This window comes from Cytobacillus eiseniae, from assembly GCF_017874625.1.
In the GTDB taxonomy this organism is placed as follows: domain Bacteria; phylum Bacillota; class Bacilli; order Bacillales; family Cytobacillaceae; genus Cytobacillus; species Cytobacillus eiseniae.
Genome location: NZ_JAGIKZ010000003.1, coordinates 184,585 through 207,573, shown reverse-complemented (window position 1 = coordinate 207,573; position 22,989 = coordinate 184,585). Strand labels below are relative to the sequence as shown.

Here is a 22,989-nt window from a genome sequence, read left to right as displayed (position 1 = left end):
TCTCCGCTTATTTCTGCTTATTTTGATTCTTTTTATGGAATAGGCGGAATTTTTCCGCTTATTTGATCCAAAACAATGATTTTTATCAAATTTAGAGCTGTTAAGCGGAATTTCTCCGCTTATTTCTGCTTATTTTGATTCTTTTTATGGAATAGGCGGAATTTTTCCGCTTATTTGATCCAAAACAATGATTTTTATCAAATTTAGTGGTGTTAAGCGGAATTTCTCCGCTTATTTCTGCTTATTTTGGTTCTTTTTATGGAATAGGCGGATAATTTCCGCTTATTTGATCCAAAACAATGATTTTTATCAAATCTAGAGCTGTTAAGCGGAATTTCTCCGCTTATTCCTCCTCATACATACATGAAAATCAACAGGAATTATTAACAGTGCCTTTACAAGGATAACTTATAAATGTTCATCACATCTTGATGATTTAATTTAGCAAAATTACCAAATTCACCATTCACCATTGCTTTATCTGCCATTTGTACAAGGCCACTTTCCTCAATATCATAATCCGCTAGTCTTTTTGGTGCGCCAATTCCAATCCAAAATTCGCGCAGCTTCTCGATGCCTTCTAAAGCTGTTTCTTCATCCGTTTTTCCAGTTGGATCAACACCAAACACTCTTACTGCAAGCTGTTTAAATCGTTCTGGCTTGACATGAAGATTGTGCTTCATCCAATTTGGGAACAAAATAGCTAGTCCACCGCCATGCGGGATGTCGTATACGGCTGAAACCGCATGCTCAATATTATGGGTCGCCCAATCTCCTCGATAGCCCATATTTAGGATGCCATTTAATGCCATTGTTCCTGCATAGAGAATCGTTGCACGATGTTCATAATTTTCAAGATCACTTAAAAGCTTTGGTGCAGTTTCCATAATGGTTACTAATAGAGATTCACACATTCGATCTTGAAAATCAGTCTGCTTTGCTAAATGGAAATAATGCTCAAGCACATGGGACATCATATCGACAATGCCATAAACGGTTTGATCTCTTGGAACAGAGATTGTATGTACAGGGTCTAAAATAGAGAATTTCGGAAAAACAGTTGGGCTTCCCCAGCCATATTTTTCATTTGTTTCCCAGTTTGTGATCACCGATCCTGAATTCATCTCAGAACCAGTCGCCGCCAACGTTAAAACCGTACCAAATGGCAATGCTTCGGTTGCAAATGATTTTTTGACTACTAAATCCCAAGCATCCCCGTCATATTTCGCTCCTGCAGCAATTGCCTTTGTACAGTCAATTACACTGCCGCCACCAACAGCTAATAGGAAATCCACACCGTTTTCCTTACAAATTTCAACACCCTTTCTCACAGTTGAAATTCGAGGATTTGGTTCAACGCCTGCAAGTTCAAAGATTTCTATATCCATTTGCTTCAATTGGCCAATGACATTCTCATACAAACCATTTCGCTTAATGCTCCCACCGCCATATACGAGTAAAACTTTGTTCCCGTATTGTGGGATTTCATTTTGTAATTGCTCTAACTGACCTTTTCCAAAAATTAATTTCGTTGGATTCCAAAATGTAAAGTTTTGCAAACGACATCTCTCCTTTTCATTATGAACGTCTATTTACGTTATTATAGCAGAGCTACCATATAAATCCTGTCAAAACGACTATTAAATAGAAAAATAGAGCCTATTATCTTTGAAAATAGACTCTACTCATTCTACTTATTCGGATGATCAATCACCTTGACCTCGTTCTGACCTGCAATAATAATTGTATCTGTCATATCAATAAATAAACCTGTTTCTACTACACCAAGCATTTGCTTTAATTCATGATGAAGCTTTTTCGGATCAGCAATCGTGTGAAAATGGCAATCCAAAATATAGTTGCCATTATTTGAAATAAAAATACTGTCCTCTCGTTCTCGTAATACAGGTTTTGCACCTAGTGCTTCGATTTTTTTCGCAGTAACCTCCCATCCGAATGGCAGAACCTCAACTGGTAAAGGAAATTCCCCTAATTGTGAGACCATTTTTGACTCATCTGCGACGATAATGAGCTTTTTCGAGTGGGCATCAACCATCTTCTCACGTACAAGTGAGCCACCTCCACCTTTTGTAAGATTAAAGTCTGGATCAATTTCATCGGCTCCATCAATAGCAATATCAAGGGTCTGAACCTCTGAAAAATCAGTTAGCGGAATCTTAAATTCCTTTGCCCAGCCTTCTGTTCTTAAAGAGGAAGGAATCCCTTTCACATTTAACCCTTCCTCGACTAGCTCCCCAAGCTTCTTTAGTGTCCAATAGACAGTTGATCCTGAACCTAGTCCAATAATCATCCCATCCTTTATGTATTCAACCGCTTTCTCCCCAGCCGCTTTTTTAAATAGATTCACTTGTTCACTCAAAAAAAACACCTCTTTCATTATTTCAAAGAAAAGCACAAACACCCTGTTCAGCCTTATATAGAGCAAAAAAGATGGCTGACTAGAAGAATTGCGCTAGATCATTCTTTCACTCAAACGTTATGTTTATAAAAAGACTCCGCATTTACGGAGTCTTTTTATAAAAGGTTTAGCTTAAGTATCCGACTACCTCTTCTAAAGCTTCTTCACAATCATCACCTACTGCACTAACTGTTACATGATCACCGTTCTTTAACTGTAATGTAATCAATCCAAGGAAGCTTTTTAAGTTAATGTCATGAAGCGTACCATTCACATTCTTTTTTAAGTAAATTTCTGAGTTGTACTTTTGTGTTGCTTTACTTACTTCAATAATCGTAACATTCTCAGAAATGTTTACTACAATCTGTTTACTGCTACACTTTTCCATTCCTTTTCCTCCTTTATTAGTCAGTTTAAGGGGCCATCCTTATTCTTTTTCTTTCAGATGCACTCTATCCTTTACTTCCTTATTTACAAGATAAGTTGGGTAATAACCAGAAAGGACATCGGCTACATTTTGTGCAGTTTTCCTTTTCAGTTCCACTTCTGCTTCAACTGAATAAAAAGCAGAATGCGGATTGATTAACACATTATCCATCTTCAATAATGGATTATTCAGGTCAATTGGTTCTACCTCTAATACATCAAGTCCTGCACCAGCAATTTTTTCTTCTTGAAGTGCCTGAATAAGTGCTTTTTCATCAATAATTGGGCCACGTGCTGTATTAATGATAAAGGCTTCCTTCTTCATTTTATTAAACTGTTCATGACTGATCATACCCTCAGTATGCTTATTCAGCGGAACATGAACAGATAGATAATCTGATCTTTCACAAAGCTCATCCAAGCTGACTAATTCCACGTTTTTTTCCTTTGCAACTTCTTCAGATACAAATGGATCATATGCAATGACATTTAAACCAAAGGCTTTTGCCTTCGTTGCCACTGTTTGTGGAATATTGCCAAAACCAACAAGACCTAGTGTACGTCCTCTCAATCTAAATACCGGAACAGCCACTTTGAAATCCCATGTCCCACTTTTTACTGCGTTATTCATTTTCGTAATTTTACGCACACTTGATAGCAAAAGGGCCATCGCATGATCAGACACTTCATCTAGACAATAATCTGTTACATTCCCAACAATGATGCCCTTTTCTGTTGCGGCTTCAACATCAATTGTATTAAAGCCAACTCCATAGCGGGAAATGACTTTACAATTATTTAAATTCTCGATTACCCGGCGAGTAAACGGAGCATATTGGCTAATGAGAGCATCTGCATCCTTGCATTTCTCAATGACATCATCTTCAGTCTTACACTGTTCAAATGTTAATTCAATTCCAAGCTTGTCCAATACTTCTTTCTCTGGGGCAAATGTATCATACTCATAATCTGTTACAATGACTTTAAATTGACTCATCTGTATCAACTCCTATTCTGTGATTTAATTACCACTCTGCTATCGAACCATCCTTATGGCGCCAAACAGGATTTTTCCAATTATGTCCTTCTTCTGCTTGTTTTCGAACAAACTCTTCATTAATAGAAATGCCTAAGCCTGGCTTTTTCAGCATATCGACATAGCCATCTTTGTATTCAAACACTTTCTGGTCATTTAAATAGTCTAATAAGTCACTGCCTTGATTATAGTGAATGCCTAAGCTTTGCTCTTGAATAAAGGCATTATGTGAAGTCGCATCTACTTGCAGGCATGAAGCTAATGCAATAGGACCTAACGGACAATGGGGAGCCACTGCCACATCATAGGCTTCTGCCATTGCAAAAATCTTTTTACACTCTGTAATGCCACCTGCATGTGATAAATCAGGCTGGATAATATCAACATAGCCGTCCTCAAGGACTTTTTTGAAATCCCATTTAGAAAACATTCTCTCCCCAGTAGCGATAGGAATATTTGTTACCCTTGCTATTTCACGAAGGGCTTCATTATTTTCGGGTAAGACAGGCTCTTCAATAAACATCGGTCTGAACTGCTCTAGCTCCTTCGCCAATATTTTCGCCATTGGCTTATGTACACGTCCATGGAAATCAATCCCAATTCCAACATAATCCCCCACTGCCTCACGAACAGCTGCAATTCTTGCAACAGCTTCATCAATCTTTTGATAGGAATCAATATATTGCAGCTCTTCTGTTCCATTCATTTTCACAGCAGTAAATCCTGCAGCAACCGCCTCTTTCGCTGCTTTCCCAACATCACTTGGTCTGTCTCCACCAATCCATGAATAGACGCGAATCGAATCTCGGCATGCGCCGCCCATTAATTCTGAGATAGGTGCATTGTAATACTTCCCTTTAATATCCCATAGCGCTTGGTCAATCCCAGCAATTGCACTCATTAAGATCGGACCACCCCGGTAAAAACCAGCTCGGTACATCGCCTGCCAATGGTCTTCTATTCGTAAAGGATCTTTGCCAACTAGATAGTCACTAAACTCCTCAACAGCAGCCTTTACAGTTGCTGCCCGTCCTTCTACAACAGGCTCTCCCCAGCCAATAATCCCTTCATCTGTTTCTATTTTTAAAAACAACCATCTTGGCGGGACTATGAATGTCTCAAGTTTTGTAATTTTCATGCTTCACCCTCCGATGTAATCGATTCTTCTATCCTCTTGCCTTCTGAATTTTCGCAATGAATGCTTTCGCCGTTTCCGTTAATGCTTCGTACCGTTCTTCAGCAATCGCCTGCTTGTCCATTAATGAACCGCCAGCTCCAACAGCTACTGCCCCATTTTTAATAAAAGTCTCTACATTATTTAAATCCACACCGCCAGTTGGCATCATTGGAATATGTCCTAATGGTCCTTGTAAATCCTTCAAATAATTCTCTCCAAGTGCAGAACCAGGGAACACTTTTAATAAGTCAGCACCAGCTGAATACGCTTGAACGATCTCAGTTGGTGTCATTACACCCGGAATCGAAATACGGCCATATCGATTGGTCACTTGAATCGTCTCAACATCAAAGCTTGGGGAGAAGATGAAATCTGCACCTGCATCAATCGCTGCTTTTGCAGAATACGCATCCAGTACAGTCCCAGCTCCGACTAAAACTTTATCCTTAAATGATGCCTTAAGGTCATTAATCATCGCTAATGCCCCAGGTGTATCCACCGTTATTTCTAAAGCTCCAACGCCGCCTTCAACAAGCGCCTCGGCAATCGAATGGATTTGCGCTTGCTTCGGCCTACGAATGACAGCTACAAGTCCTGATTCCTTTAAACGAATTAAATCTTCCCATTTTTTCATTTTAGATACTCCCCTTAGAATTTATCGCAATTTATCGGGCTTAAAAATCCGATGCATTCTTATCTTTTTACGTCCCTCGTGTTACTGTCCGGCGACATAAATCGTTCCACACTTTCAAAAGTGGGTAATCCTTCAATATCTCCACTCATGCCAACGACCATCGCACCAATTGCATTTGCACGTCGAACGACCTGTTCCATTGGCTCTTTACGCAAAATGCCACTTATAATCCCAGCAGCAAATCCATCTCCAGCACCTACTGGATCAACCACTCGCTGAACGGGGAAGCCCTCCACATAGCCATTCTCATTCTTCGTGTGATAATAAGCACCCTTCTCACCAAGCTTGATAATAATTGTTTTATCCTCATTGCCCATCAATGCTTCTGCAACTTCTTCCACATCAGTCAGTCCAGTCATAAATTGACCTTCATCAAGGCCTGGCAAAATCACATCGGCGTAAGCAGCAATTTCATTAAATACCTTTTTCGCCTTTTCGATCGACCATAGCTTCAAGCGGAGATTCGGATCAAACACAATCTTCATCTGATTTTTTTTCGCAATCGCAATCGCCTTCATAACCGCTTCATAGCATGAGTCACTTAAGGCAGGAGTGATTCCAGAAATATGAAGAATTTTTGCTTTCGAAATATACTCTTCCTTTAAATCGGCTGCTTCCATTAAACTCGCTGCTGAATTTTTCCGGTAATAATACACATTCATATCCTCAGGGGACAACTGTTCTTTAAAAATCAACCCTGTCGGTGCCTGATCTGTAAAAAGACAGGAAGATGTATCTACACCTTCCCCACGAACATATTTTTGAATGTATCGACCGAATGGATCATCGCCTAGTTTGCTAAACCACCCAACCGAGTGGCCTAGCCTAGTTAATCCAATAGCTACATTTGATTCAGCTCCCCCAATTCGCTTCGGGAACTGGTGTACATATTCAAGTGGGAGCATTTGTTCTGGTTGAAATAAAACCATCGTTTCGCCAAACGTAAATACATCATACATATTCATAATTAACAACCTCTTTATCTGTTTATAATCACTTTAACTAATTAAAGAAACATCAATGACAGCTGTGGAATAAATGTTACAAATAATAATGTAATCAGCATTGCAACTAAGAAAGGCAATACTGCTTTTGATAAAGTTTCCATTCGAACGCCAGAAATCCCTGATGCTACAAATAGGTTTACCCCTACTGGCGGCGTAAAGAATCCAATGGCCAAGTTAATGACCATTAATAATCCAAAATGAACAGGGTCATAGCCAATTTGAATGGCGATCGGCAATAGAATTGGTGTTAAAATAATAATTGCTGCAAGTGTATCCATGAACATCCCAACAATTAATAAAAGAACAGTAATAAGTAAAATAATTACAATTGGGTTCGTAGAAACGGATAATAAAGCATTGGCAATTTGAGTTGGTATTTGCTCAATTGTTAATAGACGACCAAATGCATTGGCAGTTCCAACAATAATCAAGACCGTTGCAGTTGTTAGTGCAGAATCTGTAATCACTTTCGGTAAATCTTTTATCTTAAGTTCACGATATAATACCATTGCAGCAAAAAGGCCATAAACAACAGCGACAACAGCAGCTTCTGTTGGTGTGAAAATACCGCCATAAATTCCGCCCAAAATAATAATTGGAATTAATAAAGCCCATTTTGCATCCCAAGTTGCTTTCAGAATTCGCTTAATGGATGTCGGCTCATCCAAGCCTTTATATCCTTTTTTCTTCGAGTAAATATAAGCCCATATAATCATTGCTAGTCCAACTAGAATTCCAGGAACAATCCCAGAAATAAATAAATCACCGATTGACACATTTCCAGTTACCCCGTAGATTACCATTGGAATACTTGGTGGAATAATAACCCCAATCGATCCAGCCGCTGCTACAACGGCTGCAGCAAACTTCTTATCATAGCCTTGACGAACCATTGCTGGGATCATAATTCCTCCAATAGCAGCTACTGTTGCAGGACCTGATCCAGAAATGGCAGCAAAGAACATACAGGTAATAATTGTTGCGATCGCAAATCCGCCCGTTTTATTTCCGACCATTGCATTGGCTACTTTAAATAATCGTTCAGAGATTCCACCCTTCCCCATAATTTCACCTGCAAGGATGAAGAATGGGACAGCCATTAGTGGAAAGGAGTCAACAGATGTGACTAATTCTTTTGCTAGAAACTCAACAGGAATCGTTCCCGAAACCATAATAGTAATTAATGTAGCCAATCCAATCGAAATACCGATTGGTACACTTAAAAATAATAAAACCGCAAAACTACCGAACAAGACAGCAGTTGTCATTTCGTCCCCTCCTTTTTAGGATTCCCCTAAATATTGTTCTGCCTCTGTGCCTTCTTTATAATCTCCCTTACCGAGCAGGGCTTTTATTAATTGCACTAAATTTTGAATTAATCTAATAAGCGTTAATCCCATGCCAATCGGTGTTGCCATATAAACCAATCCCATTGGAATTTGATTAGCTGGTGACTTTTGCCCGAAATTCAATAATTGATTTGCAATATCAAAACCATAACGGATGACAAAAAGTGCAAATGCAACAAAGAAAAGATTAGCAATAATAGTAATAACAAGTCTTCCTTTTTCTTTCAGAAGCAATAGAACTACATCTACTTTAATATGTCTCTGCTTTTTGACACCGTAACTAATCCCGATATACACAAGCCAGATAAAACAGTATCGCGCCAGTTCTTCTGACCATGAAAGTGAATTATCAAATTGTCTCATGACTACTTGTAAGAAAATAACAGCAACCATCACACTAGAAAAAACGACTAATAGGACTTCTTCAATATGTCGATCAAACCATCGAATGATTTTCATTTTGATCTCCTTCTTCAAAAAAATTTTTAAAGAAAAAAGACTTTGAGGACTACTCCTCCCCAAAGTCTTTTCTTATTGTTTACTTAGAAGCTTCTTCGATTGCATCGTAAACTTCTTGCACTTTTTCTTTACCGATTTTCTCAGCATATTTATCAAGTACTGGTTGAACAAGATCAATCATTTCTTGACGTGCTTCAGGTGTTACTTCTGTAAAAGTCATACCTGCTTCTTCAAGATCAGCTAAGTTTTGGTTATTTGCTTCACGGTTTAATTCACGCTCATACTTACCTGATTCAAGTGCAGCTTCTTTCACGATTGTTTGTTGCTCTTCAGTTAATCCATCATAGAAAGATTTGCTCATTAAGAAAACAAATGGGCTATAAATATGGTGTGTATTTGATACGTGATCTTGAACTTCATAGAACTTTTGCAAGTAAATTGTTGCATACGGATTTTCTTGTCCATCAACTGTCCCTTGCTGCATAGCAGTAAATAATTCAGCAAGTGCCATTGGTGTTGGGTTAGCTCCTAATGCACGGAATGCTTCTAAATGAAGTTCATTTTCCATTGTACGTAATTTTAACCCTTTGAAATCTGCTGCTGTTGCAATTGCACGCTTGCTGTTTGTTACATCACGGAATCCATTTTCCCAATAAGCAAGTCCAACAAGATTTTGACTTTCTAATTGATCAAGGAACTTTTGACCAACTTCACCATCTAATACTTTATCTGCCACCTCTTCACTAGGGAAAAGGAATGGGAAGTCAAAAATACTGAATTCAGGAACAAAGTTTGCTAATGGTGCAGTAGAAGGAATAACAACTTCTTGTGAACCAATTTGTAGTGCTTCAGTCATTGTACGGTCATCACCAAGCTGTCCGCTATGGTATGTTTCAACTTTAATTTGACCATTTGTTTTTTCTTCAACAATTTCTTTGAACTTTAATAAACCTTTGTATTGTGGATGTGCATCATTTAGACCGATTCCAGCGCGGATTGTTTTTACTTCCCCTTCTCCGCCCTTTTCTTTCTCACCAGAACCTTCATTATCTCCACCACATGCAGCTAGAATAAGAACTAGGAAAGCAATTAGTATTACGGATAAACGTTTTTTCATTCCAAAATCCCCCTTGAATTTTTATTTTTTTACTATTTCGTGTCCACCAAACTCATTACGCAGTGCCGCAACTACTTTTCCTGTAAACGTATCATCTTCCAATGATCGATATCTCATCAAAAGTGATAAAGTAATGACTGGAGCTGGAACTTGCAAATCTAATGCCGTTTCAACTGTCCATTTTCCTTCACCAGAAGAATTCATGATCCCTTTTATTCCTTCTAGCTTTGGATCCTTCGAAAAGGCATTCTCAGTTAATTCCATTAACCAAGAGCGAATAACAGAACCATGATTCCATACTTTCGCTACCCCTTCAAAGTCATAGTCAAATTCACTTTTCGTAAGAATATCGAATCCTTCTGCAATTGATTGCATCATCCCATATTCAATTCCATTGTGAATCATTTTCAAAAAGTGACCACTACCTAATTTACCAGAATAAAAGTATCCATTTTCAACTGAAGTATCTTTAATAATTGGTTCGATTGTTTTAAAGACTTCTGGATCCCCGCCAATCATCGTACAGATTCCATGTCTTGCACCATCTACTCCACCACTTGTACCACAATCAAAGAAATAAATTCCTTTTTCCAATAATTCATTTCCTAGGCGAATTGTATCTTTATAATTCGAATTTCCGCCTTCGATAATAATATCACCTTTATCCAACATTGGTACTAAGGTAGAGATAACGCTTTCAGTAATGTCACCAGCTGGCACCATTAACCAAATAATACGTGGGGTTTCTAGCTGTTGAACAACCTCTTCTAATGAATAGGCTGCAATTGCTCCTTCAGTAGAAATTTTCTCTATTTGAGCAGCATTTACATCATTGGCAACTACTTCATGCCCATGATCAATGAGGTTGAGTGCTAAGTTGTAGCCCATTTTCCCGAGGCCAATCATTGCTAACTTCATAATTATGTAACCCCTTTCAAACAATTTTGTGAAATTTTATTTCTTCTAATGTCATATTAGTATAAAATTATTTTTATTTCAAGAAAAATTTTTCAATAAAGCGCAAGCATTCAGAAAAATTTTTTTCATCACTTATTTTTGGTTAGAATAAAAATGATGAAATCGTTCTATTTTGATGTTAACTTTAACTTGAAGAATTGATTTTAAGGAGAAAAACAAATGAATGATTCTCAAGCACCACAATGTTTTACTCGAATTCGGGCAATATACTCACGTCTAAGTGAAAAAGAACAATCTGTCGCAAACCTTATTTTAAACCACCCTGAAAAGATTATTCACTCAACCATCAGTGAACTGGCAGAAGATCTTGGAATTGCAGATGCTACCGTATTCCGTTTTTGTAAGCGCATTGGGTTCAAAGGCTATCAAGCAATGAAAATTGCGATTGCATCGGAAATTTCATCGCCTATAAAGGACATTTACGAGGCAATCACCGTTGAGGATGATGAAAAGACGATTGCAACAAAAATTTTTAAATCAAATATTCGAACATTAGAGGACACACTTCAAGTGATTGACATGAACCAATTTAAATCAGCGGTAAGTGCTTTTGTATCAGCTGGAAAAATTTGTTTCTACGGGCTTGGAGGATCAGGTTCTATTGCCATGGACGCACACCACAAATTCATTCGAAGTGGAATGAATACAAATTGCTATACCGATTCACATCTGCAGATTATGAGTGCTTCACAGCTTACGGAGAACGATGTGGCGGTCGGCATTTCCCATTCGGGCAGGAGCAGAGATATAATCGAAGCTCTAGAAGTAGCCAAATCCAATGGGGCTACTACTATTGGAATTACTCATTATGCCACAACCCCGCTTAGCAAAATAGCTGATATTACTTTATTTACTGTATCTGAAGAAACAGAATTCCGCTCGGAGGCACTTGCTTCTCGACTAGCCCAGCTAAGTATTATTGATGCCTTGCATGTAAATGTGAATGTGAAGCTGAACAGTCAAATGAAAGATTCAATTCAAAAAATAAGAAATGTCATTAAAACAAAGCGAATGTAAATGATCTTCTATTTGAACCATGAGAGTCACATGTTCATCTAATTTCGTCATGCAAAAACATTCCTGAATAAGCTTCTAAATTGTATGGGAGGTATAGTTATGGACAAATCGATTGTCATTGGCCTTGATATTGGTACGACTAGTGTAAAGGCTGTAGCTTTTAATGTATCCGGAATCGTTTTAGCCGAACATGAAGTGGCGTACCCACTTCTTACCCCATTTCCAAGCTGGGCTGAACAAGATCCATTAGAAATAGAAAAGGCAGCAATTAACGTAATTCGCTGGTTAACTGAATGCAGCAACATTCAGTCAGATCGTATTTACGCGATTGGTTTATCTAGTGCGATGCATTCACTCATCTGTATGAACAGCAAGGGAGAGCCATTATCCCCATCCATTACATGGGCAGACGGGCGAGCAGCCGCAGAAGCTGCAAAATTAAAAGAACGTGAGCCTTCTATTTATGAAGCAACTGGAACACCCATTCATCCAATGTCTCCTTTAGTGAAACTAATGTGGATGAAGGAAAATAAATATGAACCTTATTTACAGGCAGATTCATTTGTTTCAATCAAGGAATTTCTCCTTTACCGCTGGTTTGGAGTAAAATATGTTGATTACTCTATTGCATCTGCTACAGGGTTGTTTGATGTTCATACACTTACTTGGAGTGAGAAAGCACTCCAAATAGCCGGTATAACTGAGGAAAAGCTCTTCCAGCCTGTCCCACCAACGACTGTACTAGAAGGATTAGATCAAGAGATTGCCAATCAAATGGGGATTACAATGAATCTTCCATTTGTGATTGGTGCTAGTGATGGCCCATTAGCAAACCTAGGAATTGGTGCGATTGATCCAGGAGAAGTAGCCATCACGATTGGAACGAGCGGGGCGATTAGACAATTAATTTCCACTCCCAAAATAGATGAGCAGCAGCAAACATTTTGCTACCGCTTTACTGATCAATTATCCCTTGTTGGTGGGCCAACAAATAATGGCGGCATCGTTCTACAATGGCTGAAAGATACATTCGGCAGCAATGAAGACTTTGACTCATTCATCGCATTAGCTGCAAAAGTACAGCCTGGTGCAGAAGAACTATTATTCCTTCCCTATTTAAATGGAGAAAGAGCACCGATGTGGAATTCAAAGGTTCGTGGGAATATTTTTGGTCTTTCTTTACGCCATAAAAAAGAACATATCGTTCGTGCTGGATTAGAAGGAGTCATCTATAGTATTTATCATGTCGGCCAAACATTAGAGAGACTTGCTGGACCACCTAAGAAAATTCTTGCAAGTGGTGGATTTGCCCGTTCTCCACTTTGGCTACAAATCCTAGCTGATATGTTCAATCAAGAAGTACAAGTACCTGTTAGTCATCAAAGTTCCTCATGGGGAGCTGCTTGGCTTGCTTTATATGGAATAGGCGTCACACAAGATCTCTCGATGATTAAAGAGCATATTCCGATGAAGGGACAATACATGCCAATAAAGGAAAACCATGAGATCTACATGGAAATGTTTGCTTTATACAAAGAACTTTCAGAAACGATCAATCGAATTCGATAGCTTAACAGAGGGAAATGAAAGGGGAAGCAGAATGAATAATCTTTTTAATGTGACAGATAAAATTATTTTAATTACTGGATCAACAAGAGGGATTGGATTAAGCTTAGCCAAGGGCTTTTTGAAAGCCGGAGCAAAAGTCATTATTAATGGACGTAATCATGATGCGACAGAGAAGGTAGCTGCAGAGCTTGGAGAAAAAGCATATGGCTATACATTTGATGTAAGCGACAAGGCAGCTGTCATTGAAAATGTAAAAGTCATCGAGGAAACCGTAGGGCCAATTGATGTCCTCATTAATAATGCTGGCATCCAGCGCCGTGCACCATTAGAAGAGTTAACAAATGAGGATTGGAATACAGTCATCAATGTGAACTTAAATTCTGCTTTCTATATGTCCCAAGCTGTTTTTACATATATGAAAAATAGACAAAAAGGAAAGATCATCAATATTACGTCTTTAAATGCAGAGAAGGCTCGCCCAAACATCGGAAATTACTGTTCAGCCAAGGGAGGATTAAAAATGCTCACAAAATCGATGGCTACTGAATGGGGGAAATACAACATTCAAACAAACGCGATTGGTCCTGGCTATTTCTTAACTGATTTAACAGAGCCGCTATCAAACGATCCTGCATTTGATCAATGGGTAAAAAGCGAAGTGCCGCTACAACGCTGGGGCAATCCCGAAGAATTGATCGGCACGGCGATTTATCTTGCATCAGCTGCGTCTAATTATGTGAATGGGCATACGGTATACGTTGACGGAGGCTGGCAAGCATCACTGTAAGATTGGATGTTTTTGCTCTTTTAATTGGATCGTTCACTAATATACGGACCAGTTCGCTTTTATATCAGCAAGTTTGCTAATATACTAATAGGTTCACTAATATATCGGTATCTTTCTCTACTATACGGACAGCTTCACCAATTAAAAATCCTTGCACATCGATTGTGCAAGGATTTTTTCTATTAACCTAATACTTTTTTAATACGCTCAATTGCCCAATCTAAGTCTTCTTCGCTAATAACTAAAGGTGGAGCAAAGCGAATAACTGTGTCATGTGTTTCTTTACATAATAAGCCTTCTTCTTTTAATGCTTCACAATATTTACGTGCAGGCTCAGTCAGTTCAACACCGATAAATAATCCACGTCCGCGAACCTCTTTAATAATTGGATTCGTGATTTCCTTTAATTTTGCCTTAAAGTAGTCACCAAGCTGAAGGGAACGTTCTGCAAGCTTTTCTTCAACAAGGACATCCATTGAGGCAATTGATACTGCGCAAGCCATCGGATTCCCACCAAATGTTGAACCGTGCGAACCAGGGTTGAAAACACCTAATACTTCATTATTCGCAACAACACAAGAAATTGGGAATACGCCCCCGCCTAATGCCTTGCCGAGAATGTACATATCAGGATCGACATCTTCCCATTCACAAGCAAACATTTTTCCAGAACGAGCAAGTCCTGCTTGAATTTCATCAGCAATGAATAACACATTATTCTCTTTACACGTTTCATATGCTTTCTTTAAGAAGCCTTCAGGTGGGATGACAATTCCGGCTTCTCCTTGAATCGGTTCAATCAAGAATGCTGCTGTATTTTCAGTGATTGCATTTTTCAATGCATCTAGATCACCGTAAGGGATTAATTTGATTCCTGGTAGCATTGGGCCAAATCCACGCTTGTACTCTTCCTCAGAAGAAAGGGAAACAGCTGTCATTGTCCGGCCATGGAAGTTTCCGATACAAGCTATGATTTCTGCTTGATTATCAGCCACTCCTTTTACATCATATGCCCAGCGTCGTGCTGCTTTTATTGCTGTTTCAACTGCCTCAGCACCTGTATTCATTGGAAGAGCCATTTCTTTATTCGTTAGCTTACAGATCATTTCATACCATGGGCCTAGCTGATCGTTATGGAAAGCACGTGAAGTTAATGTCACACGATCTGCTTGTTCCTTTAATGCGGCAATAATTTTCGGATGACGATGCCCTTGATTCACAGCAGAATAGGCACTTAACATATCCATATATTTATTTCCTTCTGGATCTTCCACCCATACACCCTCAGCCTTAGAAATAACGATTGGCAGTGGATGATAATTGTTTGCACCGTATTTTTCAGTTTGATCAATAATTACATTTGATTTTGTCATAATATGCTAATCCCCCATTTCCAATTTATACATTCTCATTGTAACTCATAGAATAAAAAAGAGTCATTTTTATTGCATAAAAAAATTCCTCTGCTTATTTTAAACAGAGGAATTGTTTTTACTCATTATGCTTGTGACTGATTAATCCATTCTTGAAGCTTATCTTTCAATGTATTAAAGCCTTGTGAAGAGTCTGTATCTACTTTAATCGGCGCAGCTTGACGCTTGCTCTTTGGTTTTTTTGCCTTTGCTTCAACAACTGGTGCTTCTTCTGTCGCACGGATTGATAAACCAATTTTTCCAGCTCCTTCGTCAATTGAAAGAACCTTCACGTTTACTTCGTCGCCCACTTTTAAAAATTCATTAATATCTTTTACAAAACCATGAGTAACCTCAGAAATATGAACAAGTCCTTGTGTATTTTCATCTAATGCTACAAACGCACCATATGGTTGAACACCCGTGACCTTTCCTGTAATTACACTTCCAACTTCGATTTTCTCAGACATGAAAACACTCCTAATGACATATTATTTTTCTCTTTTATTCGCAATTAAAAATTATACTATATAATTGACTTTTTATCAAAAATTATTAAATGTACGGTTGTTCTCTATTTTGTACGCAACTTATTGTAATTATGAATAAATTTTCTTTACAACATACGTATAAAATAATGAATGATGGCAATCCTTATCTTATAAAGCTTTCTAGTATTCCCCCTTTTTGAAGTGGACAACCTTTTGGTTGTCCCTTTTTTTTTATTGTAATTCTCCTTTTTTCTGAACATAATAAGAGGAAAAGTAAAAGTAGGGAATCTAGATGAGCCATCATACATTAACAATTAATGAGAATGAAATTTATTACGAATCATATATACAGGACCAAACAAGACAAACGATCATCTTACTGCATGGCTTCCTCTCTTCTACCTTTAGCTACAGACACTTGATCCCTCTTTTAAAAGATGAATTCAATGTGATCTCAATTGACCTGCCACCATTTGGCAGAAGCGGCACCTCTCATCGCTATGTTTACTCTTACATCAATCATGCCAACACCGTTATTCAGCTCTGTGAGCGGCTTCAATTAAAAAAAGTAACGTTAATTGGACATTCCATGGGCGGACAAATTGCCCTTAATATTGCATATTTGAAACCTGAACTTGTTGATGGCTGTGTGTTGCTTTGCAGTTCCGCCTACCTCCAAAAGTCCAATCGCTCACTGATTGCATCAAGCTATCTTCCTTTTTTTCATTTGTTTGTTAGGCGACATCTTGAGAAAACAGGAGGGGTTGAGAAAAATTTAAGAAATGTCGTTTATGATCATTCAAAAATCACCGCTGAAATGGAGAAAGGTTATTTAGAACCTTTTTTAGAGAATGGGATTTTCCATGCATTAAAACGTATGATTCGTGACCGTGAAGGCGACTTGCCGATTGAGAAATTGCATCAAATAAAAACGCCTTGCCTATTAATATGGGGCGAATATGATAAAGTTGTTCCATTATCAATTGGAAAACGGCTGCAAAAGGATTTAAAGAATGCGAAGCTAATTATTTTAAATGATACAGGTCATCTTGTGCCAGAAGAGCGTCCACATGAAGTGCTAACTCATATAAGGGCTTTTATCTCACATTGAGCGTTTTTACTGAGGTTTATATAGAAAAATCACCAGCATCTGGTGACTGTTTCTATAATCGGCAAGATCCGCTATTTTTAATTGTTAGTAGCTTAACTGCCGTATTCTTACAATTTTCCAATGGGATCATCTGCTCGAAGGAAAATTCATAAATGGCTTGAATTTTTCTACCAAGCATATTTTTATCCTCTGTATCATGAACAGCTTGTATTACATCGGCAATTTCTGTTTCGTATTGGCCAGCCCCTATTTGGAACGGGTCCCATTCATCTAAAACACTTATAAGCTGACGATTCATTTCTTGGATTTGCATGTAATCACCTTTTATTTTTACTTTTTGTTTCCATCCTTTATTATAGAAGGTGAGAATTGAATTGAAAAGGTGGGCTCTCTATGAAAAGGTATGATTTTGATCAAAGGATTAATCGGGAACATACTTCCTCTGTTAAGTGGGGATTAACAAAGAAAATCTTCGGAGTGAGTGATGTACTGCCAATGTGGGTTGCTGATATGGATTTTCTGCCGCCAACAGAGGTAACGGAAGCGCTTCAAGCTAGACTTGAACACGGCATCTACGGGTATACTTATATCTCCTCTTCCACAACCAACACTGTCAAGCAATGGATGAAACAAAGAAACAAGTGGGAAATCGATGAATCATGGGTGCTTTACAGTCCTGGCGTCGTTCCATCTATCGCGATTGCAATTGAAGCTTTCACTTCACCAGGCGATACAGTGATGCTGCAATCACCTGTCTACACCCCATTTTTTGAAATGATTGAAAAGAATGACAGAAAAGTCATGAACGCCCCACTACACTTAAAGAATGATCGATATGAAATTGATTTTGAAGCATTTGAGCGTCAATTACAAAAAGGTGTCCAGCTATTTCTTTTATGCAATCCTCATAACCCTAGTGGAAGAGTATGGACAAAAGAGGAATTAGAAAAAATCGGAGAGCTTTGCGCACAATATAACTGCCTTATTTTATCAGATGAAATTCATTCAGATTTAATTTTAAAGCCTCATGAACATACACCAATTGCCTCCTTAGACGAGAAGTATAGAGACATTACGATTACTTGTATCGCACCAACAAAAACCTTTAACCTAGCAGGATTACAAGCTTCATCTGTTATTATTCCGAATAAAAAGCTCCGACAAGCTTTCGAAAGTGTACAAGCGAAGCAAGGATTTTTCTCCTTATCGACCTTTGGCATCATTGGTATGGAGGCCGCCTATCGATACGGAGAAACTTGGCTAGAGGAATTTCTTGCCTATATCCAAGAAAATATCGAAACCGTAAAATCATACATTCATGAATCGATACCAGGCATTTCTGTTATTGAGCCTGAAGCTGGCTATTTAATATGGTTAGATTGCCGCAACCTTCAATTCAGTGATGAAGAGATCAAAGATCGTCTATTAAAGAAAGGAAAAGTAGCACTTGAGCCTGGACCAAAATACGGACCGGGTGGAGAAGGCTTTGTCCGCATGAATATCGGCTGTCCAAAGGACACTGTCCTAGAAGGATTAGCAAGACTTAGACAAGCATTCGAATAAAAATAGCCGACTAGGTTTCCATCTTCCTATAATAACAGGAAAACGGCACTAGTCGGCCTTATTTTTTATTTGTTGGCTGTGGATGCATCCAAAGCGAATCATTGAAACAAGTATGAATTATTTCTGATCATCCTGTGCCTTCTTTTGTCCCTTTTCATCTTTATCCTTAGAAATGGAACCACAGGCAATGCGTGCACCTGAATTACCTGCTGGCTGTGTCATACCGTCATCCATTGCTTCATGAATAATAATCGATGTTCCCTCTTTCGTAAACAAAGAGTTTTTATTTTCTTTTAATGTCACCTGTGGGGCCATAAACTCCGCATCTACCTTGCCATCATCTTCTACAATCAAATTCGGCAAATCCCCTGCATGTGCACCTTCTGGATGAAGCAACCCATGCTCCTTATCATCCGGATTAAAATGATTGCCCGCTGATTGAAAGTCTGGCGGTTCACACGCACCCTTTTCATGAAAATGGATCGCATGCTCCCCCGGTGGCAGCCCCTTTAAATCCATACTTACTTTTATTCCAGCTGCCTGTTCCTCCAATTTCACCTTCCCTAACGAATCACCCACTGCATTAAACATCTCAACATCCACATTCCTTATATTTTCTTCCGCGCATCCTGCTAGTAAAAAAATCGGAATCAATAGCCAAGCCTTTTTCATGATCTTAAATCCTCCATCAAACGATTTGTCCATAGTTTCTCCAAGATTTACAGATGGTAAACAAATAAGAGTTCTCGGTTTATGATCATATGACTTTGACATAAAAAATCGGGATAGCGTTCAAGGAGGCAATGATAAATATACTTAAGTTGCTTGTTCAAAAATGGGAATGTTTTATGGGGAAATTTGCTGTAAGTTTATTGAAGATATCTCATTGAGGGGGCCTATGAGACATCAGGTGCTTTAATTCTTACCGAGATGTCTCAGAGAAGAGTCCAATGAATTAAATTCCGCTTTTATCCAAAGAAACTGCCTGCCTATTAACTGTTCTCTCCTTTTTTTAAGCTCTTTTCTAATTCCTTTGCCTTTGCTTCTTCTTTTTTAGAAATTTTAATGAAAAATTTAAAGGTAAAAAAAGCAGCTAGGGCAAAAATAGCTAATGCAATGCCAGCTGGGATATATTCAGTCTTATCTTCAGGAAAGTATAAAAACAAAGAAAGTACAGTCCATTCTAACATGTAATCCGACCTTTCAATTAAACAATAGTTAATAGCTTATTATACCAGCATCAATCTTATCAGCCAACTCATCCGCCTTTTATTTGTTTTTAACAAAAAATACGTCATAATAAGAAACAAGTGCAATCATAGGTAGGAGGAGAATTCATGGAAGAGATTAAAGTTGGAGATAAGGTAAGAGCGCATTATAAATCAGGGACATATATTGGTGAAGTGACAGACATTCGCCCTCAGCATTATTTAGTGAGAGTTTTGGCTGTTGTTAAGCATCCGATGCAAGGAGATTTACATAGTCCAAAGGATGGGGATGCCCTGTTTTTCCATGAACGCAAAGCATTAGCATATCGTGAACAAACGAATGTTCCATTGAAAATGGTTAAGCACTTCGAAGAGGACATTCCTGACTATACGGATTCTTTGAAACTAGCGTTGAAAAATATGAAGCAGGAGCTTGAAGGAATTTCTTCTCCTTGGGCTGAACAAAGCTTAAAAAATATTGCTTCACTGGAAAAGGATTATTTTAAGTAATCGTATAAAAGCCAAATCGTCTGCTAGCGATTTGGCTTTTATGCGAATTTATTCAACAGCTTGGAAAAATCTATGCGATCACCAATTGTTGTTGGCTCATGCTTCTCTAAGTATCGTTTATCTTTTTCTACTAATCTAAAAATATTATATGTCGTCATTGCATCATCCAAAGCTCGATGATGTTTGCCTGTTCCTTCTTTCCCATACTCCTGTACAGCCTTCCATAAACCTGTCTGATTCTGATCACCAAAGAAGCGCTTGTATTCCATAGAGAGATCTACTTCCTTTCCACTAAACGGAAACACCAAGTCCGCTTTTTGACAATTAGTACGCAATACCCTCATATCCATATTTCCCCATGTAATAATCGTACAAGATTGATTATCACTTAGCTCCTTCAACTTTTTGACGAGTTCGAGAAAGGAAATTCCTTGATCCACCTGTTCCTGAGTTATATGTAGAAATGATTTACAGCGTTCGGACAGTTTCGGAAAGCGTATCGGTGAAATATAAGAAGAATATTGATCAATTATGCGATCATTTATAACAGCAACGACCCCAACCTCAATAATCTCAGGATAAAATCCTTTGAACCCCCTACCCTTATCAGGCATTGTAAATTCAAAATCAATGAATAGATAGCGGCGCTCGTCCTCCATTTTATCACCTACCTTCTGTACAGATTTAGCGTACAATATTTTGTTTATTATAACATGAAAATTTCTAACTTTTCTGTGTAATTTTCTAATTAAACAAATTTCCTTCCTTACATACCACAATAATGAATGACAAAGTTGTCTAATGAAATTATGAATAAAACCATTATTCTTTAATACTATTAAAATAGGTATACAAAAAATACTCAGAACGCATGAATGATCGCGTACAAACTGGATGAACTGCCCCTTTCGACAAAGAATATAGGACATGCTTGATGCATTCTCTTAAGAGAAGTACTGAAATTTGATAGGCACTTCTATTTATTATTGAATGCTGTACATGCTGCTCATATGTCCCTTGTGAGTCTAGCGCGATTACACTGATCTCCAGTACATAAAAAATAGCAAAGGACAGATTTCTACATGATTATTGGTTTGTCGATTATTTTAGCTCTTGTATTCTTTCTGCCATTCATGATTAAAAATGTCGAGCATAATTTAGAAGCCTTTTTATTTCTAATGGGTATTGCTGCTGCAACGATTAGCCATGCCATGGATGATGATTTAATGATAAAGGCACTAACGGATCCAATTCATATTACATTAGCTGTACTCCTTGCAGGATTTCTTGTTAGATGGTGTCAGCATTCGATTGAAAAGGGCATTCTAGGAATGAGCAGAGCTGTTCCTTTTCGATTATTTTCAGCACTCGTTGTCATAATACTTGGACTTATCTCCAGTATAATTACAGCAATTATTGCTGCAATTTTGCTTGTTGTTGTTGTTAGTGTCTTGCGTCTTAATCGGAAAGCTGAAATTCGCCTCGTTGTATTGGCCTGTTTCTCTATCGGTCTTGGTGCAGCATTAACACCTATAGGCGAACCACTAGCAACGATTACGATAAGTAAATTGGATGAGGATTTCTTTTATTTAATTAGCCTAATTGGCACGGAGATCATCCCAGCTGTGATTATTTTTGGTATTTTAGCTGCCATTTTAGTTAGTCCAAAACAAGTGAATAACAATCTGAATACTGGATTACAGAAGGAAAGCTACAAGGAAATTATTACTCGTTCACTGAAAATATATATTTTCATTATGGGACTAACTTTACTCGGTGCAGGTTTTGAACCATTTATTGAGAAATACTTGTTAGAACTAAGCCCGCTTAGCTTATATTGGATTAATATGATTTCTGCCGTATTGGATAATGCAACACTTGCTGCAGCTGAAGTCAGTCCAATGATGGATGCACCAACCATTCAAGCAATTTTGCTCGGTCTTATTATTAGTGGTGGCATGCTTATTCCAGGTAATATTCCGAATATCATTGCCGCTGGAAAACTCAAAATATCTAGTAGAGAATGGGCAAAATTTGGACTGCCTGTTGGATTCATTACAATGATTATCTATTTTTTAGTAATTATCAGTTTCGGGTGAAAAAAATCCTCCTAAAATAATGATTAAAATCCCTTATATCAACAAAAATAGACCTTCAAATTTCCATACAATTTGAAGGTCATTTTGCATTTTTAATGTTTGCGATAGTTAACGGAAGCCTCTAACCGTTCGTCCTCTTTTTATCGATTCGATTGAATTCTAACATATTCCCTTGCCCCAAATACTTTAACACGCTTGCTTTTAAAATTGTCCATACTTTCTAAGCTATCCATTTCCGAAACATTTTGTAGTGTTTGCATATTTACATTTAGCGGGATTATTTCAGCCACTTCTTCTACTCCAGGAATAAAGAATTCACGCTTTCCTTTTTGATCGATTATCCAAGCACTAGAAAATAAGAATGTAAAAATGAAGATGGATGCAGTAATTTTCTTTTTCATCACACACCTCCTAAGATTAGTGTGTGAATTTTATTCATCATTTATACAATTCCGCCTCGAAGGTATAATTTTATTTTCGATAAAATTTTTTCTCGATAATTTGACCTATTTCTACATATTTAATAAGCAGGTGCAAATCCTTTAGCTATAAATATGCAG

At 38.0% G+C, this 22,989-nt stretch carries 25 protein-coding genes; 7 read left to right on the top strand and 18 right to left on the bottom strand.

The features are described from left to right. Positions 1–395 precede the first annotated feature (395 nt). The 11 genes from J2Z40_RS05210 to gnd all read right to left on the bottom strand — a co-directional run bounded on the left by J2Z40_RS05210 (position 396) and on the right by gnd (position 10,602). Entirely contained in the window at positions 396–1,559 is a 1,164-nt protein-coding gene (locus J2Z40_RS05210; protein ID WP_066397195.1) for an iron-containing alcohol dehydrogenase, read from the bottom strand. A 131-nt stretch (positions 1,560–1,690) separates the two neighbouring features. Next, a complete protein-coding gene (rpiA, locus tag J2Z40_RS05205; RefSeq protein ID WP_281064445.1) occupies positions 1,691–2,380 on the bottom strand; it encodes a ribose-5-phosphate isomerase RpiA in 690 nt (229 codons plus the stop codon). A 166-nt stretch (positions 2,381–2,546) separates the two neighbouring features. Continuing rightward, entirely contained in the window at positions 2,547–2,807 is a 261-nt protein-coding gene (locus J2Z40_RS05200) for an HPr family phosphocarrier protein (RefSeq protein WP_066397197.1), read from the bottom strand. 39 nt (positions 2,808–2,846) lie between these two features. Next, positions 2,847–3,842, bottom strand: a complete 996-nt coding sequence (locus J2Z40_RS05195) for a C-terminal binding protein (protein ID WP_066397204.1) — start codon at positions 3,840–3,842, stop codon at positions 2,847–2,849. Between the two features lie 28 nt (positions 3,843–3,870). Further along, entirely contained in the window at positions 3,871–5,019 is a 1,149-nt protein-coding gene (dgoD, locus tag J2Z40_RS05190) for a galactonate dehydratase (RefSeq protein WP_066397207.1), read from the bottom strand. A gap of 28 nt (positions 5,020–5,047) precedes the next feature. After that, a complete protein-coding gene (locus J2Z40_RS05185) occupies positions 5,048–5,692 on the bottom strand; it encodes a bifunctional 4-hydroxy-2-oxoglutarate aldolase/2-dehydro-3-deoxy-phosphogluconate aldolase (protein WP_066397210.1) in 645 nt (214 codons plus the stop codon). A gap of 59 nt (positions 5,693–5,751) precedes the next feature. Continuing rightward, positions 5,752–6,717: a sugar kinase gene (locus tag J2Z40_RS05180; RefSeq protein WP_066397213.1), complete on the bottom strand. Its 966-nt coding sequence runs from the start codon at positions 6,715–6,717 to the stop codon at positions 5,752–5,754. Between the two features lie 41 nt (positions 6,718–6,758). Continuing rightward, entirely contained in the window at positions 6,759–8,027 is a 1,269-nt protein-coding gene (locus tag J2Z40_RS05175; protein WP_066397219.1) for a TRAP transporter large permease, read from the bottom strand. Between the two features lie 15 nt (positions 8,028–8,042). Continuing rightward, positions 8,043–8,567 (bottom strand): TRAP transporter small permease, encoded by a 525-nt coding sequence (locus J2Z40_RS05170; protein ID WP_066397222.1) that lies wholly within the window; start codon positions 8,565–8,567, stop codon positions 8,043–8,045. 79 nt (positions 8,568–8,646) lie between these two features. Then, a complete protein-coding gene (locus J2Z40_RS05165; RefSeq protein ID WP_066397225.1) occupies positions 8,647–9,684 on the bottom strand; it encodes a TRAP transporter substrate-binding protein in 1,038 nt (345 codons plus the stop codon). A gap of 21 nt (positions 9,685–9,705) precedes the next feature. Beyond that, entirely contained in the window at positions 9,706–10,602 is an 897-nt protein-coding gene (gene gnd, locus J2Z40_RS05160) for a phosphogluconate dehydrogenase (NAD(+)-dependent, decarboxylating) (protein ID WP_066397226.1), read from the bottom strand. 219 nt (positions 10,603–10,821) lie between these two features. On the opposite strand from gnd, the gene J2Z40_RS05155 reads away from it, so the two are divergent. From J2Z40_RS05155 to J2Z40_RS05145, 3 genes are all read left to right on the top strand, one after another. Beyond that, a complete protein-coding gene (locus J2Z40_RS05155) occupies positions 10,822–11,679 on the top strand; it encodes a MurR/RpiR family transcriptional regulator (protein WP_066397227.1) in 858 nt (285 codons plus the stop codon). 99 nt (positions 11,680–11,778) lie between these two features. Then, positions 11,779–13,248 carry a gluconokinase gene (locus J2Z40_RS05150; protein WP_066397230.1) on the top strand — a complete coding sequence of 490 codons (1,470 nt, stop codon included), beginning with the start codon at positions 11,779–11,781 and terminating at the stop codon, positions 13,246–13,248. Between the two features lie 31 nt (positions 13,249–13,279). Next, positions 13,280–14,035 (top strand): glucose 1-dehydrogenase, encoded by a 756-nt coding sequence (locus tag J2Z40_RS05145; protein WP_066397234.1) that lies wholly within the window; start codon positions 13,280–13,282, stop codon positions 14,033–14,035. A gap of 182 nt (positions 14,036–14,217) precedes the next feature. On the opposite strand, the gene J2Z40_RS05140 is transcribed toward J2Z40_RS05145, so the two are convergent. Together J2Z40_RS05140 and yugI are read right to left on the bottom strand one after the other, a co-directional pair. Further along, positions 14,218–15,408 (bottom strand): ornithine--oxo-acid transaminase, encoded by a 1,191-nt coding sequence (locus tag J2Z40_RS05140; protein ID WP_066397236.1) that lies wholly within the window; start codon positions 15,406–15,408, stop codon positions 14,218–14,220. 125 nt (positions 15,409–15,533) lie between these two features. Then, positions 15,534–15,917: a S1 domain-containing post-transcriptional regulator GSP13 gene (yugI, locus tag J2Z40_RS05135; RefSeq protein ID WP_066397239.1), complete on the bottom strand. Its 384-nt coding sequence runs from the start codon at positions 15,915–15,917 to the stop codon at positions 15,534–15,536. A 313-nt stretch (positions 15,918–16,230) separates the two neighbouring features. On the opposite strand from yugI, the gene J2Z40_RS05130 reads away from it, so the two are divergent. Further along, positions 16,231–17,049, top strand: a complete 819-nt coding sequence (locus J2Z40_RS05130) for an alpha/beta fold hydrolase (RefSeq protein ID WP_066397241.1) — start codon at positions 16,231–16,233, stop codon at positions 17,047–17,049. Between the two features lie 52 nt (positions 17,050–17,101). Here J2Z40_RS05130 and J2Z40_RS05125 read toward each other — a convergent pair whose 3' ends face one another. Then, positions 17,102–17,362 carry a DUF1871 family protein gene (locus tag J2Z40_RS05125; protein WP_066397243.1) on the bottom strand — a complete coding sequence of 87 codons (261 nt, stop codon included), beginning with the start codon at positions 17,360–17,362 and terminating at the stop codon, positions 17,102–17,104. 80 nt (positions 17,363–17,442) lie between these two features. On the opposite strand from J2Z40_RS05125, the gene J2Z40_RS05120 reads away from it, so the two are divergent. Then, positions 17,443–18,612 carry a MalY/PatB family protein gene (locus tag J2Z40_RS05120; RefSeq protein ID WP_066397244.1) on the top strand — a complete coding sequence of 390 codons (1,170 nt, stop codon included), beginning with the start codon at positions 17,443–17,445 and terminating at the stop codon, positions 18,610–18,612. A gap of 117 nt (positions 18,613–18,729) precedes the next feature. Here J2Z40_RS05120 and J2Z40_RS05115 read toward each other — a convergent pair whose 3' ends face one another. Both J2Z40_RS05115 and J2Z40_RS05110 read right to left on the bottom strand, forming a co-directional pair. Further along, positions 18,730–19,284: a superoxide dismutase family protein gene (locus tag J2Z40_RS05115; protein WP_066397246.1), complete on the bottom strand. Its 555-nt coding sequence runs from the start codon at positions 19,282–19,284 to the stop codon at positions 18,730–18,732. 320 nt (positions 19,285–19,604) lie between these two features. After that, entirely contained in the window at positions 19,605–19,802 is a 198-nt protein-coding gene (locus J2Z40_RS05110) for a hypothetical protein (RefSeq protein ID WP_066397248.1), read from the bottom strand. Positions 19,803–19,949: 147 nt separating this feature from the next. Here J2Z40_RS05110 and kapB point away from each other — a divergent pair, with 147 nt between their 5' ends. Then, a complete protein-coding gene (gene kapB, locus J2Z40_RS05105) occupies positions 19,950–20,330 on the top strand; it encodes a kinase-associated lipoprotein KapB (RefSeq protein ID WP_066397250.1) in 381 nt (126 codons plus the stop codon). A gap of 38 nt (positions 20,331–20,368) precedes the next feature. Here the strand turns inward: kapB and kapD are convergent, their stop codons facing one another. Then, the gene (gene kapD / locus J2Z40_RS05100; protein ID WP_066397252.1) at positions 20,369–20,989 is read right to left on the bottom strand and encodes a 3'-5' exonuclease KapD; all 621 of its coding nucleotides are present in this window, start codon (positions 20,987–20,989) and stop codon (positions 20,369–20,371) included. Positions 20,990–21,412: 423 nt separating this feature from the next. Between kapD and J2Z40_RS05095 the strand changes: the two genes are divergently transcribed. Next, the gene (locus tag J2Z40_RS05095; RefSeq protein ID WP_066397254.1) at positions 21,413–22,429 is read left to right on the top strand and encodes a DUF1646 family protein; all 1,017 of its coding nucleotides are present in this window, start codon (positions 21,413–21,415) and stop codon (positions 22,427–22,429) included. Between the two features lie 140 nt (positions 22,430–22,569). Here J2Z40_RS05095 and J2Z40_RS05090 read toward each other — a convergent pair whose 3' ends face one another. Then, positions 22,570–22,830 (bottom strand): hypothetical protein, encoded by a 261-nt coding sequence (locus tag J2Z40_RS05090; RefSeq protein WP_245349986.1) that lies wholly within the window; start codon positions 22,828–22,830, stop codon positions 22,570–22,572. Positions 22,831–22,989 lie beyond the last annotated feature (159 nt).

Bases quoted from the DNA above. Each gene is read 5' to 3' on its own strand.
- J2Z40_RS05200 (WP_066397197.1), bottom strand. From the start codon at position 2,807: ATGGAAAAGTGTAGCAGTAAACAGATTGTAGTAAACATTTCTGAGAAT.
- J2Z40_RS05195 (WP_066397204.1), bottom strand. From the start codon at position 3,842: ATGAGTCAATTTAAAGTCATTGTAACAGATTATGAGTATGATACATTT.
- dgoD (WP_066397207.1), bottom strand. From the start codon at position 5,019: ATGAAAATTACAAAACTTGAGACATTCATAGTCCCGCCAAGATGGTTG.
- J2Z40_RS05185 (WP_066397210.1), bottom strand. From the start codon at position 5,692: ATGAAAAAATGGGAAGATTTAATTCGTTTAAAGGAATCAGGACTTGTA.
- J2Z40_RS05180 (WP_066397213.1), bottom strand. From the start codon at position 6,717: ATGAATATGTATGATGTATTTACGTTTGGCGAAACGATGGTTTTATTT.
- J2Z40_RS05175 (WP_066397219.1), bottom strand. From the start codon at position 8,027: ATGACAACTGCTGTCTTGTTCGGTAGTTTTGCGGTTTTATTATTTTTA.
- J2Z40_RS05170 (WP_066397222.1), bottom strand. From the start codon at position 8,567: ATGAAAATCATTCGATGGTTTGATCGACATATTGAAGAAGTCCTATTA.
- J2Z40_RS05165 (WP_066397225.1), bottom strand. From the start codon at position 9,684: ATGAAAAAACGTTTATCCGTAATACTAATTGCTTTCCTAGTTCTTATT.
- gnd (WP_066397226.1), bottom strand. From the start codon at position 10,602: ATGAAGTTAGCAATGATTGGCCTCGGGAAAATGGGCTACAACTTAGCA.
- J2Z40_RS05155 (WP_066397227.1), top strand. From the start codon at position 10,822: ATGAATGATTCTCAAGCACCACAATGTTTTACTCGAATTCGGGCAATA.
- J2Z40_RS05150 (WP_066397230.1), top strand. From the start codon at position 11,779: ATGGACAAATCGATTGTCATTGGCCTTGATATTGGTACGACTAGTGTA.
- J2Z40_RS05145 (WP_066397234.1), top strand. From the start codon at position 13,280: ATGAATAATCTTTTTAATGTGACAGATAAAATTATTTTAATTACTGGA.
- J2Z40_RS05140 (WP_066397236.1), bottom strand. From the start codon at position 15,408: ATGACAAAATCAAATGTAATTATTGATCAAACTGAAAAATACGGTGCA.
- yugI (WP_066397239.1), bottom strand. From the start codon at position 15,917: ATGTCTGAGAAAATCGAAGTTGGAAGTGTAATTACAGGAAAGGTCACG.
- J2Z40_RS05130 (WP_066397241.1), top strand. From the start codon at position 16,231: ATGAGCCATCATACATTAACAATTAATGAGAATGAAATTTATTACGAA.
- J2Z40_RS05125 (WP_066397243.1), bottom strand. From the start codon at position 17,362: ATGCAAATCCAAGAAATGAATCGTCAGCTTATAAGTGTTTTAGATGAA.
- J2Z40_RS05120 (WP_066397244.1), top strand. From the start codon at position 17,443: ATGAAAAGGTATGATTTTGATCAAAGGATTAATCGGGAACATACTTCC.
- J2Z40_RS05115 (WP_066397246.1), bottom strand. From the start codon at position 19,284: ATGAAAAAGGCTTGGCTATTGATTCCGATTTTTTTACTAGCAGGATGC.
- J2Z40_RS05110 (WP_066397248.1), bottom strand. From the start codon at position 19,802: ATGTTAGAATGGACTGTACTTTCTTTGTTTTTATACTTTCCTGAAGAT.
- kapB (WP_066397250.1), top strand. From the start codon at position 19,950: ATGGAAGAGATTAAAGTTGGAGATAAGGTAAGAGCGCATTATAAATCA.
- kapD (WP_066397252.1), bottom strand. From the start codon at position 20,989: ATGGAGGACGAGCGCCGCTATCTATTCATTGATTTTGAATTTACAATG.
- J2Z40_RS05095 (WP_066397254.1), top strand. From the start codon at position 21,413: ATGATTATTGGTTTGTCGATTATTTTAGCTCTTGTATTCTTTCTGCCA.
- J2Z40_RS05090 (WP_245349986.1), bottom strand. From the start codon at position 22,830: ATGAAAAAGAAAATTACTGCATCCATCTTCATTTTTACATTCTTATTT.